Annotated in this window: 12 protein-coding genes, 1 pseudogene and 2 riboswitches; of the genes and pseudogenes, 8 read left to right on the plus strand and 5 right to left on the minus strand. The window is 65.6% G+C overall.

The annotated features are described in order from the left end of the window. Positions 1-1,071, minus strand: a complete 1,071-nt coding sequence (gene cobW / locus JZZ72_RS13110; protein ID WP_043861454.1) for a cobalamin biosynthesis protein CobW — start codon at positions 1,069-1,071, stop codon at positions 1-3. A gap of 98 nt (positions 1,072-1,169) precedes the next feature. Further along, a riboswitch (cobalamin riboswitch) is annotated at positions 1,170-1,368 on the minus strand. A 56-nt stretch (positions 1,369-1,424) separates the two neighbouring features. Beyond that, positions 1,425-1,653: riboswitch (cobalamin riboswitch) on the plus strand. Between the two features lie 114 nt (positions 1,654-1,767). On the opposite strand from cobW, the gene JZZ72_RS13115 reads away from it, so the two are divergent. The 6 genes from JZZ72_RS13115 (at position 1,768) to JZZ72_RS13140 (ending at position 8,047) form a co-directional block, all read left to right on the plus strand. After that, positions 1,768-1,953, plus strand: a complete 186-nt coding sequence (locus JZZ72_RS13115; RefSeq protein ID WP_043861453.1) for a CbtB domain-containing protein — start codon at positions 1,768-1,770, stop codon at positions 1,951-1,953. An 11-nt stretch (positions 1,954-1,964) separates the two neighbouring features. Then, the gene (locus JZZ72_RS13120) at positions 1,965-2,654 is read left to right on the plus strand and encodes a CbtA family protein (protein ID WP_210014540.1); all 690 of its coding nucleotides are present in this window, start codon (positions 1,965-1,967) and stop codon (positions 2,652-2,654) included. Further along, entirely contained in the window at positions 2,654-3,058 is a 405-nt protein-coding gene (locus JZZ72_RS13125) for a cobalamin biosynthesis protein (RefSeq protein WP_123752579.1), read from the plus strand. The genes JZZ72_RS13120 and JZZ72_RS13125 overlap by 1 nt, the downstream gene beginning before the upstream one ends. 28 nt (positions 3,059-3,086) lie before the next feature. After that, positions 3,087-3,833, plus strand: a complete 747-nt coding sequence (gene cobM, locus JZZ72_RS13130) for a precorrin-4 C(11)-methyltransferase (RefSeq protein WP_043861450.1) — start codon at positions 3,087-3,089, stop codon at positions 3,831-3,833. 295 nt (positions 3,834-4,128) lie between these two features. Beyond that, positions 4,129-4,743: a response regulator transcription factor gene (locus JZZ72_RS13135; protein WP_043861449.1), complete on the plus strand. Its 615-nt coding sequence runs from the start codon at positions 4,129-4,131 to the stop codon at positions 4,741-4,743. A gap of 7 nt (positions 4,744-4,750) precedes the next feature. Then, positions 4,751-8,047: a transporter substrate-binding domain-containing protein gene (locus JZZ72_RS13140; protein WP_210014541.1), complete on the plus strand. Its 3,297-nt coding sequence runs from the start codon at positions 4,751-4,753 to the stop codon at positions 8,045-8,047. A gap of 8 nt (positions 8,048-8,055) precedes the next feature. Here the strand turns inward: JZZ72_RS13140 and JZZ72_RS28275 are convergent, their stop codons facing one another. From JZZ72_RS28275 to gntR, 3 genes and pseudogenes are all read right to left on the minus strand, one after another. Next, positions 8,056-8,595 carry a methyl-accepting chemotaxis protein gene (locus tag JZZ72_RS28275; RefSeq protein WP_373870429.1) on the minus strand — a complete coding sequence of 180 codons (540 nt, stop codon included), beginning with the start codon at positions 8,593-8,595 and terminating at the stop codon, positions 8,056-8,058. Beyond that, positions 8,593-9,375, minus strand: a pseudogene (locus JZZ72_RS28280) (PAS domain-containing protein); the annotation flags it as partial. The gene JZZ72_RS28275 and the pseudogene JZZ72_RS28280, both read right to left, overlap by 3 nt. 89 nt (positions 9,376-9,464) lie before the next feature. Beyond that, positions 9,465-10,484 (minus strand): HTH-type transcriptional regulator GntR, encoded by a 1,020-nt coding sequence (gene gntR / locus JZZ72_RS13150; RefSeq protein WP_054914573.1) that lies wholly within the window; start codon positions 10,482-10,484, stop codon positions 9,465-9,467. Between the two features lie 207 nt (positions 10,485-10,691). Between gntR and JZZ72_RS13155 the strand changes: the two genes are divergently transcribed. Together JZZ72_RS13155 and JZZ72_RS13160 are read left to right on the plus strand one after the other, a co-directional pair. Then, positions 10,692-11,231, plus strand: a complete 540-nt coding sequence (locus JZZ72_RS13155) for a gluconokinase (RefSeq protein ID WP_043861445.1) — start codon at positions 10,692-10,694, stop codon at positions 11,229-11,231. A 100-nt stretch (positions 11,232-11,331) separates the two neighbouring features. Beyond that, positions 11,332-12,684, plus strand: coding sequence for a GntP family permease (locus JZZ72_RS13160; RefSeq protein WP_043861444.1), 1,353 nt, complete (start codon positions 11,332-11,334; stop codon positions 12,682-12,684). An 80-nt stretch (positions 12,685-12,764) separates the two neighbouring features. Here the strand turns inward: JZZ72_RS13160 and yiaY are convergent, their stop codons facing one another. After that, positions 12,765-13,913 carry an L-threonine dehydrogenase gene (gene yiaY / locus JZZ72_RS13165; protein WP_054914574.1) on the minus strand — a complete coding sequence of 383 codons (1,149 nt, stop codon included), beginning with the start codon at positions 13,911-13,913 and terminating at the stop codon, positions 12,765-12,767. Positions 13,914-13,915 lie beyond the last annotated feature (2 nt).

A 13,915-nucleotide genomic window follows, 5' to 3' on the forward strand; every position in this document is an offset into this window, starting at 1 on the left:
TCAGGCGCCCAGTGCGGCGCGCAGGCTGGCTTCGAGTTGCACGGCGTCAAGGTCCTGGCCAATCAGCACCAGGCGCGTGGTACGTGGCTCGTCGCTGCGCCAGGCGCGGTCGAAGTGCTTGTCGAAGCGCGTACCCACGCCCTGCACCAGCAGACGCATCGGCTTGCCCGGAATGGCCGCGAAGCCCTTCACGCGCAGGATGCCGTGCTGCACCACCAGTTGGGTCAGGGCATCGAGCAGCAGGCTTTCGTCGGCCTGGGGCAACTCGATGGAAATGGAGTCGAAGGCATCATGGTCGTGATCGTCGTGGTCGTCATCGCCGTCATGGTGCGAATCGTGGTGGGTACGACGCGCGTCGATGTGCTGCTCGGACTCGGCGCCCAGGCCCAGCAATACGTCCAACGGCAGGCGGCCGCTGCTGGCCTCCACCACCTTGACCGCAGGCGGCAGTTCCTCGGCCACCTCGGCGCGCACCCTGGCCAGGTCGTCGGCAGCGATCAGGTCAGCCTTGTTCAGCACCACCAGGTCGGCGCTGGCCAACTGGTCGGCAAACAGTTCGTGCAGTGGGGACTCGTGGTCCAGGTTCGGGTCGAGCTTGCGCTGGGCGTCCACCTGATCGGGGTAGGCAGCGAAGGTGCCGGCGGCCACGGCCGGGCTGTCGACCACGGTGATCACCGCATCGACCGTGCAGGCGTTGCGGATTTCCGGCCACTGGAAGGCTTGCACCAGTGGCTTGGGCAGTGCCAAGCCGCTGGTTTCGATGAGGATATGGTCCAGGTCGCCACGGCGCGCCACCAGCTCGCGCATCACCGGGAAGAACTCTTCCTGAACGGTGCAGCACAGGCAGCCGTTGGCCAGCTCGTAGACGCGCCCGCTGGCTTCTTCCTCGGTGCAGCCGATGCTGCACTGCTTGAGGATCTCGCCATCGATGCCCAGCTCGCCGAACTCGTTGACGATCACCGCGATGCGGCGGCCCTGGGCGTTGTCGAGCATGTGCCGCAGCAAGGTGGTCTTGCCCGAGCCGAGGAAGCCGGTAACGATGGTGACGGGGAGTTTGGCCAGTGTTTTCATGGGGGTGCCCTTGGCAGGATGGCGGGCATGCAGGACGAGAGCCGCAGGAGCCTTGCTGCCTGAGCGCATTCGCCACCGGATCACCCCGCCCGGTTGAAAGTCGGAAACTGTTCGAGGCAGGTCTCCTGGCTCGCGCTGTGCCGGCACGCCTGCCGGCAGCATCGACGCCTTCCCGCCCGGGGCAGTGGCACGGCCGATGCCGTTCAACGCTTACAGTTGCGGGGGCAGCCACGGCTTGAACCGTATTCCCGTCTTAGCTGCAGCCAGGGCCGCAGAACCTCGAAGCGGCTAGGCTACGCAGTGGTCCGGGGCAGGTCAACCGCTGTATTGACGGATGCCGGCGCGCGTGATTTGCTAGCCGCATTCGTTCGGGTGCCTTTTTACAAGGTGAAACGGGAAACCGGTGCGTCAGCCGCTTCTGCAAAGAAGCAGCGACAAATCCGGTGCTGCCCCCGCAACGGTAAGCGAGGAAAGCGTCTTTACCACTGTGCCAGCTGTGCGGCATGGGAAGGTGACGCCCTCAGGCTGAGCATGCTGCCAGCCCTCGCAAGCCCGGAGACCGGCCCGATACAGTCATGACAAACCCGCGGTGGGCGGGCGCTGTTGAACCCCTGGGCGAGCCTCGCGCAGGGGTTGGCCGCGCTTGCCTGTTGCCGATAGCCCCGACGACACGACAACAGCAAAAAGGAACGCGCCATGCCCATCAGTACCGCCAGCCAGCCCCTCGTCACCCCCACTACCCTCAGCCAGCGCCTGGCCGTCGCCATCGGTGCATCGCTGCTGGGCCTTTGCCTGGTCTACTTCGCCGGCTTCTCGCACATCGAGGCGGTGCACAACGCTGCCCACGATACCCGCCACAGCGCCGCGTTCCCTTGCCACTGAGACCTGCCCCGATGATCAAGCGCATTGCCCGCACCGCAGGCTTTACCGGCCTGCTCGCCGCCCTGCTGCTGACCCTGCTGCAAAGCTTCTGGGTCGCACCGCTGATTCTGCAGGCCGAAACCTACGAGAACCCGGCACCGGCCGCCCAACCCCATGAGCATGCCGACGCCGCGGGTGAAGGCCACCACCACGATGCCGAGGCCTGGTCGCCTGAAGACGGCTGGCAGCGCGTGCTGTCGACCACCGGTGGCAACCTGGTGGTGGCGGTCGGCTTTGCCCTGATCCTGGCTGCGCTGTACACCCTGCGTGCGCCGGGCCGTACCGCCACCGGCGCAGCCTGGGGGCTTGCCGGGTTCGCGGTATTCTGCCTGGCGCCCACCCTCGGGCTGCCGCCAGAGCTGCCGGGCACTGCCGCCGCCGACCTGGCGCAGCGTCAACTGTGGTGGGTGGGCGCCGCGGCTGCCACCGCTGCCGGCCTGGCCCTGATCGTGTTTGCGCACAACTGGCTGCTCAAGGCGCTGGGTGTGGCATTGCTGGTTGTTCCGCACGTGATCGGTGCGCCGCAGCCGGAGGTGCACGAGAGCCTGGCGCCGCAAGCACTGGAGGCGCAGTTCAAGGTGGCGTCGCTGTTGACCAATGCCGCGTTCTGGCTGGCCCTGGGCCTGCTCAGTGCCTGGCTGTACCGTCGCCAGCCAGCCTGATGCAGTTGTATGCCGGGCTGGGCTGTCGTCGCGGCTGCCCGGCCCGCGAACTGGCCGCCCTGCTCCAGCAGACCCTGTTCGCCCATCACCTGCCCACCTCTGCCCTCGCCGGGCTGGCCAGCATCGACCTCAAGGCCGACGAGCCCGGCCTGCATGAACTGGCCAGGCAACTGGGGTTGCCGCTGGTGTTCTTTTCGGCCGCGCAACTGGCCCCCTTCGAAAGCCGCCTGAGCCACCGTTCGCCCACGGCGTTCGCCCTCAGCGGCTGCCATGGGGTGGCCGAAAGCGCCGCGCTGGCCCTGGCCGAGCAACGCGGCGGCGCCAATGCCGCACTGCGCCTGCCACGCACCGTGCAAGGCGCCGCCACCCTGGCATTGGCCTGGGCCCCGCCGTTTGACGGATAATGCCGCGCAATCTTTCCAAGGATTCATCATGACCGTCTATTTCATCGGTGCCGGCCCGGGCGACCCCGAGCTGATCACCGTCAAGGGCCAGCGCCTGATCCACAGCTGCCCGGTGATCATCTATGCCGGCTCGCTGGTGCCCGCCGCCGTGCTCGAAGGCCACCGCGCCGAAACCGTGATCAACAGCGCCGAACTGCACCTGGGACAGATCATCGAGCTGATGCGCACGGCCCACGCCAACGGCCAGGATGTGGCCCGCGTACACAGCGGCGACCCGGGGCTGTACGGTGCGATCGGCGAACAGATCCGCCACCTGCGTGAACTGGGTATCCCGTTCCAGATCATCCCCGGCGTGACCGCCGTGGCCGCCAGTGCCGCCCTGCTCGAATGCGAGCTGACCCTGCCGGACATCGCCCAGAGCGTGATCCTGACGCGCTACGGCGATACCTCGCCGATGCCGCCGGGCGAATCGCTGGGGAGCCTGGCCAGCCACCAGGCAACCCTGGCCATTCACCTGGGGGTCAAGCACCTGGCCAGAATCGTCGAGGAACTGCGCCCGCATTACGGCAGCGACTGCCCGATCGCCGTGGTGCACCGCGCCACCTGGCCAGATCAGGATTGGGTGCTGGGCAGCCTGGACGACATCGTGCAACGGGTGCAGGCCAAGGGCTTTCGACGCACCGCACTGATCCTGGTGGGCCGGGTATTGGGCAGCGATACCTTCAGCGAGTCGGCGCTCTACCGCGCCGGGCATGCGCACCTGTACCGACCTTGACGGCCATTGACGGCGGCCCTCCCGGCCCGATGCCCGGCACGTTCCCATGGGCGCGCCTGCCGATTCAACAGCCTCTGCTAGCGATAACCGGCCCAGGCGATAGGAAATCGGCTACAGAACTTTCGAGCGCCTTGTAAGAAAAATCCTCTAATCGAACTGATTTCTTCCTCACTTCTATACTGGACGTACTCCTGCTGAGCGTTTCCACGTATCTTGGCCGCCTTGCCAGAGCCTGGGCAGGCGTCGCCCCGAACGGTTCGGGGCCTGGATCACCTCTCTGACAAGGAGTTGCGCGATGCCCAAAGTCTTGATCGTTGATGACCACACCACCATCCTCTTCGCCATCCGCACCCTGCTGGAGCGCGATGGCTACAACATCGTCGGTGAAGCCCGAGACGGCGCCAGTGCCGTCGAACTGGCGCGCAAGCTGCAACCTGACGTGGTGATCCTCGATCTGGGGCTGCCACGCCTGGATGGCCTGAGCGTGCTGGAGCGGCTCAGCCAGTTGACCAACCCGCCACGTATCCTGGTACTGACCGGCCGCCCACCCCGGCTGTTCGCCCGCCGTTGCATCGAGTCCGGTGCCTCGGCATTCGTGCGCAAGGACGAAGACCTCGATATCCTGAGCGCCGCCCTCAAGGCCGTGCTCAACGGCTATTCCTACCTGCCCGATGCGTCACGCTTCAATGACCGGTCAAGCTCGGAACTCCAGCGCCTGGACAAGCTGTCCAACCGTGAGTTCGAGGTGCTGCGCCAGTTGGCCAAGGGCGCCAGCAATGGCGAAATCGCCACGGCGATGATCCTCAGCGCCAAGACCATCAGCACCTACAAGACCCGCATCATGGAAAAGCTCGGGGTGGTATCGCTGGTTGAGTTGATCGATGTGGCCAACCGCAACGCACTGACCTGAGCCGCCCATGACCAAGCGTTGCCTGCCTGCCCTGCTGCTCGCCTGCCTGGTGCAGTGGCTGGCGATAAGCGCCATGGCACAGGAGCCGGGGGTTGCCCGCCAACTGCTCGGGCGCTCGGTCAGCAGCAGTGCGCCACCCTCACTGACCCTCGCCGAACGTCGGTGGCTCAAGCACAAGCAGGTGCTGCGCCTGGGCACCTCGGCGCCGGACTACCCGCCCTTCGACATCAATGTGAGCCAGCACGACTATGAAGGGGTCAGCGCCGACTTCGCCGGCCTGATCGGCGAGCAGTTGAAGATCCCGGTGCAGGTGCTGCAGTTCCCGAACCGTATCCAGGCCATCGCCGCCCTGCACAGTGGCCAGATCGACCTGCTGGGCAGCGCCAACGGCTACGAAGCCGCCGACAGCGCACTGGTGATGAGCCAGCCCTACGCCGACGACCAGCCGATCATCGCGACCCCCGTCGGCGTGACCCATGACCCAGACGACCCGCTCGACGGGCTGACGCTGTCGATGGTCGAACACTACCTGCCACCGTCGCTGGTACGCCAGCTCTACCCCCGGGCGAACCTGCAACTGTACGCCTCGACCATGTCGGCCCTGTCGGCGGTGGCCCTGGGCCAGGCCGATGCATTCATCGGCGACGCGATCAGTTCCGACTACCTGATCGGCAAGAACTACCGCGAAAGCCTGCAGATCTCCCACTACGTCAAACCCCAGCGCTCTTCATTCGGCTTTGCCCTGGTGCGCGAGAACACCGCGTTGCTGGACCTGGTGAACAAGGCATTGGGCAGCATCACCGACAGCGACCGGCTGAACGTGATGCGCCGCTGGACCAGCGGCGTGAGCAGCATCCTGCTCAACCGGGCGGACATCGCGCTGACCGACGAAGAGCGCCACTGGATCGCGCAGCATCCCAGCGTGCGCGTGGTCATCAACAAGTACTTCGCGCCCCTGAGCTTCTTCGACGAAAACCAGCACTTTCGCGGCATCACCGCCGACGTGCTGGCGCAGATCAGCCTGCGCAGCGGGCTGAAGTTCCAGATCATCGAGACCGACTCGGTGCCCACCATGATCAGCATGGTCGAACAGGGCGAAGCCGAGGTCGTCGGCGCGCTCAACTATGGTGAGCAGCGCGCCAGAACCCTGGCCTTCACCCGGCCCTACCTGGCCAACCCGCGGGTGCTGGTGACCAGCGTGCGCGATACATCGATCCGCCACCCCGACCAGCTCGACGGCAAGCGCCTGGCGATCATTCGCGGTACACCGGTGAGCGCCGAACTGCGCCAGCGCTATCCCGCCATCAGCCTGATCGAAGTCGACGACCCGCTGGCACTGATGGAGTACGTGGCCCAGGGCCGCGCGGACGCGGCGCTCAGTTCGCAGATCAACGCCGCCTACTTCATCAGCCGCATGTTCAAGGACCGCCTGCGCATCGCCACCCTGCTGGACGACACCCCGGCCCTCGCCGCCTTCGCCACCGAACGTTCTTCGCCACTACATGCGATATTGGAAAAATCCCTGCTCAGCATCCCGCCCGAGCAGATGACCCAGCTGGTCAATCGCTGGCGCATCAACGCCCTGATCAGCGACACGCCCTGGCGCAACTACCGCTCGCTGGTGCTGCAGATTCTTGGCATCGCGGTGGCGCTGGTGCTTGCCATAGCGTTGTGGAACCGTTACCTGCGCAAGCTGATGCAGCAACGCGCCGAGGCCGAGCAGGCTCTGCAACTGCAGCTGCGCATCAGCGAACACCTGCTCGAAGAGCTGCATGTGGCCAAAGAACAGGCCGACAGCGCCAACCACGCCAAGAGCACCTTCCTGACCACCATGAGCCACGAGATCCGCACCCCCATGAACGCGGTGATCGGCCTGCTCGAGCTTGCCCTGAAGGATGCCGCACAGGGCCGCACCGACGAGCACTCCCTGCAGGTGGCATTCGATTCGGCCAGCAGCCTGCTGGAGCTGATCGGCGACGTGCTGGACATCGCCCGCATCGAATCCGGACACATGAGCCTGGCGCCACAACCCACCGACCTGGGTGCGCTGGTACGCAGCACCGTGCAGGTGTTCGAAAGCAGCGCCCGTCTCAAGGACATCAGCCTGACCCAGGACCTGCAGCCCCCCGCCGCCCTGGTGGAGATCGACCCGCTGCGTTTTCGCCAGATCCTGTCCAACCTGCTGGGCAATGCCATCAAGTTCACCGAGCGCGGTGGCGTCAGCGTGCGCCTGCAGTGCCAGCCCACGCCGTGCGGCAAGCAGGTGCACATGCACCTGGCCGTCGAGGACAGCGGCATCGGCATCAGCCAGCCGGACCAGCAGCGCCTGTTCCACCCCTTCATCCAGGCCGGCAGCCAGCCGGCTCGCCAGGGCACCGGCCTGGGCCTGGTGATCAGCCGGACCCTGTGCGAACTGATGCAGGGCAGCCTGGAGCTGCACAGCACCCCGGGCCATGGCACCCAGGTCACGGTCAGCCTGCCGCTGATGCTGGCCAGCACTGCCAGTCAACCCGAGGAACCGGCCCAGGAGCCAACGGCGCAGGCCAGCCAGCGGCTGAACATCCTGGTGGTCGACGACTACCCCGCCAACCTCATGCTGCTGGAAAAGCAGCTGAGCGTGCTGGGCCATCGGGTGACCCAGGCCAGCGACGGCGCGGGCGGCCTGCAAGCCTGGCAGGCCGGGCGCTTCGACGCCGTGATCACCGACTGCAACATGCCCGGCATGGACGGCCACCAGCTGGCGCGCGAGATTCGTGCCCAGGAAGCCCAGGCGAATTGCCCGCCCTGCCTGATCCTGGGCCTGACCGCCAACGCCCAGGCCGACGAACGCGAGCGCTGCCTGGCGTCGGGCATGGATGACTGCCTGTTCAAGCCGATCGGCCTGGGCGCCTTGAGCCGTCACCTGTCGGGGGTGGATACCCCCGAGCCGCAGGCGCCACCCGAGCCCCGCGCCGAGGACAACAGCGGTTTCAACATCGACAACCTCAAGCACCTGACCCTGGGTGACCCACGGCTGATCAAGCGTCTGCTGACGGAGCTGGAGCGCAGCAGCGCCGAAGACCTCGAGGCGTTGCGTGCCCTGGGCTCAGGCGCGAGTCGACAGCAACTGCGCAGCCTGTCGCACCGCATCAAGGGCGGCGCCAAGATGCTCAAGGCCCATGGCCTGGTGGGGCACTGCGATGCGCTGGAGCAGGCCTGTACCGGCAAGGCCCCGGACAAGGCCATCGAGGCGTTGCTGGCGGCGCTGGAACAGAGCCTGAAGGATCTGCATGAACACCTGCAGCGATCCATCGCCGCCGGTTGAGATGCGGCTCAGTGCAGTTGCAGGGTCGAGTTGATCTGGCTGATGGCGTCCACCACATGCTGCGAACCCTGCTGGATTTCCAGGATCACTTCCCCCGCCTCATTGGCCAGTTCCACCCCCAGCCCGGTGCGGCTGAGGCTCGACTGCATGCTGGCCACCGCATTGAGTGAAAGGTCGTGGTTCTGGCGCACCACATCGACGATCTCCAGGGTCGCCTTGCTGGTGCGTGCCGCCAGGCTGCGCACCTCGTCGGCCACCACGGCAAAGCCGCGGCCGTGCTCACCTGCCCGCGCCGCCTCGATGGCGGCATTCAGGGCCAGCAGGTTGGTCTGGTCGGCAATGCTGCGGATGGTCTGCACGATCTGCCCGATCAGTTCCGACTGCTTGCTCACCGCATCGATGCTGCGGGCTGCGGCATTGAGCTCGCGGGAGATCTCCTCGATCACCTGCACCGTATGCTGCACCACCTCCGAGCCCTTGCGCGCACAGGCATCGTTCTGCACCGAGGTGGCGTGGGCCGCTTCGGCTGCCGTCTGCTGGGTACACACCTGGTGGGTGATGTCGCTGGCAAACTTGACCACCTTGTACAGGCGGCCACGGGTATCGAAGATCGGGTTGTAGGAAGCTTCCAGGTACACCATCTGCCCGAGTTTGTTCTTGCGCTCGAAACGATGGGAATGGTACTCGCCGCGATTGAGTGAGGCCCAGAATGCCTTGTAGGCGCTCGACTCGCTTTCGCTGCGGTGGCAGAACAGGCTGTGGTGCTGGCCAATGACCTCCTCGGCCCGGTAATGCATGGTCTTGAGGAAGTTCTCGTTGGCACGGATCACATTGCCTTCGGGGGTGAACTCGACCATCGCCATGGAACGGCTGATGGCATTGATCAGGCTGTCGCTCTCATGCTCCTCGACCACCCGCCGGGTGATGTCGGAGGCGACCTTGATCACGCTGGTGACCTGCTGGTTGGCGCCGAACACCGGCATGTAGCTGGCCTCCAGCCATACATCGTGCCCGGCCTTGTCGCGCCGCAGAAAGGTACCGCTGTGGGCCTCGCCCCGCGCCAGGTCGCGCCACAGGGTGCGGTACGCATCGCTCTTGACGTAGTCGGGCTCGCAGAAAATGCGGTGGTGCTTGCCGATGATTTCCTCGGCGGCATAGCCCAGGGTGGAGCAGAAACGCTCGTTGGCTTCGAGAATCACCCCGTCGGGGCTGAACTCGATCATGGCCATCGAGCGACCTATGGCCGCAAGCTTGGCATTGGAGTGGTGTAACGCTTGGGTGCAACGCTCGATTTCAGCCAGGTCAGACTTGCGATGGGCGTTAAACATTGGTTACCACTCCATTGGCGGTTTTTGCTCAGCATAGATGCACTTCTGTACCCTGCAAGCCAACTGCCATCACCGTTTATCACCCCACGTCAACTGCTTTCGCGCACCATCAGTTCGAAGCCCAGGTCCTGGGTGCGCGGCTGCCCGCCCTTGCCGTCGAGCAACGCCAGCAGCGCCTGCGCAGCCTGCCGCCCCACGGCAGCGCGCGGGGTGCGAATGGAGGTCAGGCGCGGAACCAGGTGAGCCGATGCCGGCAGGTCGTTGAAGCCCACCATCGCCACCTGCCCCGGCACCTCGATGCCCTGGCGCAAGGCCTGCAGAATCGCGCCCTGGGCCAGGTCGTCGTTGCAGAAGAACAGCCCGTCCACCTCCGGGTGACGCTCGAGCAACTGGCTGAACAGCTCGCCGCCCAGGCCGATGGATGACGGCTGCGGTGCGAGCATTTCCAGTGCCGGGTCATACAGCCCTGCATCGTCCAGCGCCTGGCGGAACCCGTCGGCGCGTTGCATCACCCGAGGATCGAGCTGCGCGGCAATGAAGCCCAGGCGCCGCCGCCCGCGTTCGATCAGGTGCCGGGCAGCCGCGCGCCCGGCCTGCTGCTGGGAAAACCCGACCGAAGTGGCCGTGTCCGGCCCACCCAGCTCCATCATGTGCACGCAGGGCACACCACTGGCGGCCAGCATCTGCTGCGACGCCTCGGTGCGGTCAAAACCGGTGAGCAGCATGCCGCACGGCTGGTAGGCCAGGTAGTTGCGAATCAGGTTCTCCTCTTCGGCCACGTCGTAGTGGAAGTTGCCGATCAGCACTTCAAGGCCGCGCGGGCGCATCACGTCGTGGATGGCTTCGAGGGTTTCGATGAACAGCTGGTTGGACAGCGACGGAATCAGCACCACCACCGACTGGCTCTGTGCCGACGCCAACGCGCGGGCTGCCGGGTTGGCGACATAGCCCAGCGCTGCGGCAGCATCCTTGACCTTCTGCACCAGTTCCGGGGCAACCGTGCTGATGCCGCGCAGGGCGCGCGAGGCGGTGATCGGGGAAACCCCGGAAAGCCTGGCCACTTCAGCCAGGGTGGGACGACCGGTAGTACGGGAGCCAATGCGGGTCATGGGGGCTTTTATTTTTCGGCTTGCAAAGAGAAGGGAACGGGCACTAAGGTAGCGCTGTCTCAGACGTCAGGCAATGCATAACTGCAGGTGCACGGCGATGAGCGCCCAGACTGCTTTTACAAAACCAATAACAACCGGGTGGGAAGCCGCCGAGGCGTTGTCAGCCTCGGCCAAAGATAGCGCTATCTCGCCCCGCAGGAGGTACCGATGAACTCTCCCCTGTCCGCTATTGTGGTGATGGGCGTGGCTGGCTGCGGCAAGAGCTGCGTCGGTTCTGCCATCGCCGATTGCAGCGGCGGCCGCCTGATCGAAGGCGATGCCTTTCACCCTGCCGCCAACATCCAGAAGATGAGCGCCGGCATTCCCCTTGACGATGACGACCGCGCTGGCTGGCTGATCCGCCTGGGCGAAGAGCTGCAGGCCACCCTCAAGGCCGGCGAACGGCCGATCCTCACCTGCTCGGCGCTGAAAAAGCGCTACCGCGACGCCCTGCGCCACGCCGTACCCGACCTGGGCTTCGTGTTCCTCGAACTGACGCCCCAGGAAGCCGAACGCCGCGTGCTGGCACGCCCCGGCCACTTCATGCCGGCAAGCCTGATCGACAGCCAGTTCGCCGCCCTGGAGTCGCCGCGCGGCGAAACCCTGACCCTGACCCTGGACGCCACCCAACCCATCGCCCAGTTGGCCCGTCAGGTAGACACCTGGCTAAAGCCCTGCGGTGAGTCGGCGCTGGCGCGAACTGCCTGATTTTCCGGCAGTTTTCCGGCTCACCAAAGATAGCGCTGTCTCGACTGCTGCACGCTGTAAAAGTTCCGCCCACAACAATGACAATACGAGGCACTGAACCATGTTCGGTCTGGCAACTGATACCTACCTCTTGCTCGATGCACTGGTGACCATCATCGGCCTGGTGCTGCTGATCACCCACTTCAAGGTGCACCCTTTCGTGGCGCTGACCCTGGCCGCGGGCTTTCTGGGCCTGACCTCCGGCATGCCGGTAGCCAAAGTGATGAAGTCGTTCCAGGACGGCTTCGGGGGCGTACTCGGCTTTGTCGGGATCGTGCTGGCACTGGGCACCATGCTCGGCAAGCTGATGGCCGATTCCGGCGGCGCCGACCAGATCGCGCAAACCCTGATTCGCGCCTTCGGCAAGCAGAAGGTGCACTGGGCCATGATGTTCGCCGCCTTCCTGGTGGGCATCCCGCTGTTCTTCGAAATCGGCTTCGTGCTGCTGATACCCCTGGTGTTCATCGTGGCCCGGCGCACCGGGGTATCGCTGATCAAGATCGGCATTCCGCTGCTGGCCGGGCTGTCGGTGGTGCACGGACTGGTGCCGCCGCACCCGGGCCCGCTGCTGGCCATCGGCGTGTTCGGCGCCGACATCGGCAAGACCATCTTCTACGGGCTGATCGTGGCGCTGCCCACGGCGATCATCGCCGGGCCGCTGTACGGCACGTTCATTTCGCGGTACATCCCCGGCTCGCCGTCCCAGGAGCTGATGGACCAGATCGCCCGCGAAGCCGAGCGCACGCAACTGCCCAGCTTCGCCATCACGCTGGTAACCATCCTGCTGCCGGTGTTCCTGATGCTGCTCAAGACCTTCGCCGACGTGGTACTGCCGGCCGAGCACATCTTTCGCCAGTGGATGGACCTGATCGGGCACCCGATCACGGCGCTGCTGGCCGCCCTGCTGCTGGCCTTCTACACCTTCGGCTCGGCCCAGGGCTTCAGCCGCCAGCAGATCATGAAGATGCTCGACCAGAGCCTGGCGCCTACGGCGGCAATCGTGCTGATCGTGGGGGCTGGGGGCGGCTTCAAGCAGATGCTGGTGGATACCGGTGTGGGCAACGTGATCGGTCAGATGGCGGTGCAGGCGCAGATCTCGCCGATCATGCTGGCCTGGCTGGTGGCGGCGGTGATTCGCATCGCCACGGGCTCGGCGACGGTGGCGACCATTACCGGTGCGGGTATCGTGGCCCCGGTGATCGGCATGATACCGGGCGTGAACCGCGAGCTGCTGGTGCTGGCCACGGGGGCCGGCTCGCTGATCCTGTCGCATGTCAACGATGCGGGCTTCTGGCTGGTCAAGCAGTACTTCAACATGACCGTGGCCGAAACCTTCAAGACCTGGAGCATGATGGAAACCATCCTGTCGGTGGTGGGCATCATCTTCATCATGCTGTTGTCGCTGGTGGTCTGACGGCTTCGCCGCAAAGCCAGCCCACAGGTTCTGGCCGTACCGCAGAACCCTGTGGAAGCTGGCTTGCCAGCGAAGATGCGCTAGAAGGCTGCCTTGAAGATCGCCTCGATCTCGGCCTGGCTGGCCCGCCGCGGGTTGGTCAGGCCGCAGGCATCCTTGAGCGCGTTGGCCGCCAGGGTCGGCACATCCGCCACCCGCGCACCCAGCACCTCCAGCCCTGGCGGGATCTCGATATCGTCGCTCAGTTGCACGATGGCCTGGATCGCCGCATCGGCACCCTGCGCCGCGTTCAGCCCCTCCACCGCCACGCCCATCGCCTGTGCCACATCACGCAGGCGCGCCGCGCTCACCGCCGCATTGAACCGCTGCACATGGGGCAGCAGCACCGCGTTGCACACCCCGTGCGGCAGGTCGTAGAAGCCACCGAGCTGATGCGCCATCGCATGCACGAACCCCAGCGAAGCATTGTTGAACGCCATGCCGGCGAGGAACTGCGCATAGGCCATGTTCTCCCGCGCGGTCAGGTCCTGCCCGTCGATCACCGCCTGGCGCAGGTTGCGGCTGATCAGCTCGATGGCCTTGAGTGCGCAGGCGTCGGTGATCGGCGTGGCCGCCGTGGATACATAGGCCTCGATGGCGTGGGTCAGTGCATCCATACCGGTGGCCGCCGTCAGCGACCTGGGCATGCCGACCATCAGCGCCGGGTCGTTCACCGACAGCAACGGGGTGACGTTGCGGTCGACGATGGCCATTTTCACGTGGCGCGCCTCGTCGGTGATGATGCAGAAGCGCGTCATCTCGCTGGCCGTACCGGCCGTGGTATTGATCGCGATCAGCGGCAATTGCGGCTTGGCGGAGCGGTCGACCCCTTCGTAGTCGCCGATGTGCCCGCCATTGGTGGCACACAGGGCAATGCCCTTGGCGCAGTCGTGGGGTGAACCGCCGCCCAGCGAAATCACGCAGTCGCAGTGCTCGCGCTTGAGCATCGCCAGGCCCTGCTCCACGTTGGCGATGCTCGGGTTGGGCTTGGCGCCGTCGAACACCACCGAGTCGATGTCACGCATCGCCAGCTGCTCGGCGATTCGCTGTGCCACGCCGGCCTTGGCCAGCCCGGTATCGGTGACGATCAACGCCTTGGCAAAGCCATAGCCGACAATGGCGGTCATGGCTTCGTCCAGGCAGTCGATGCCCATGATGTTGACGGCTGGGATGAAAAACGTGCTGCTCATGG

It is taken from the genome of Pseudomonas palmensis, assembly GCF_017848315.1.
GTDB classification, from domain to species: Bacteria; Pseudomonadota; Gammaproteobacteria; order Pseudomonadales; family Pseudomonadaceae; genus Aquipseudomonas; species Aquipseudomonas palmensis.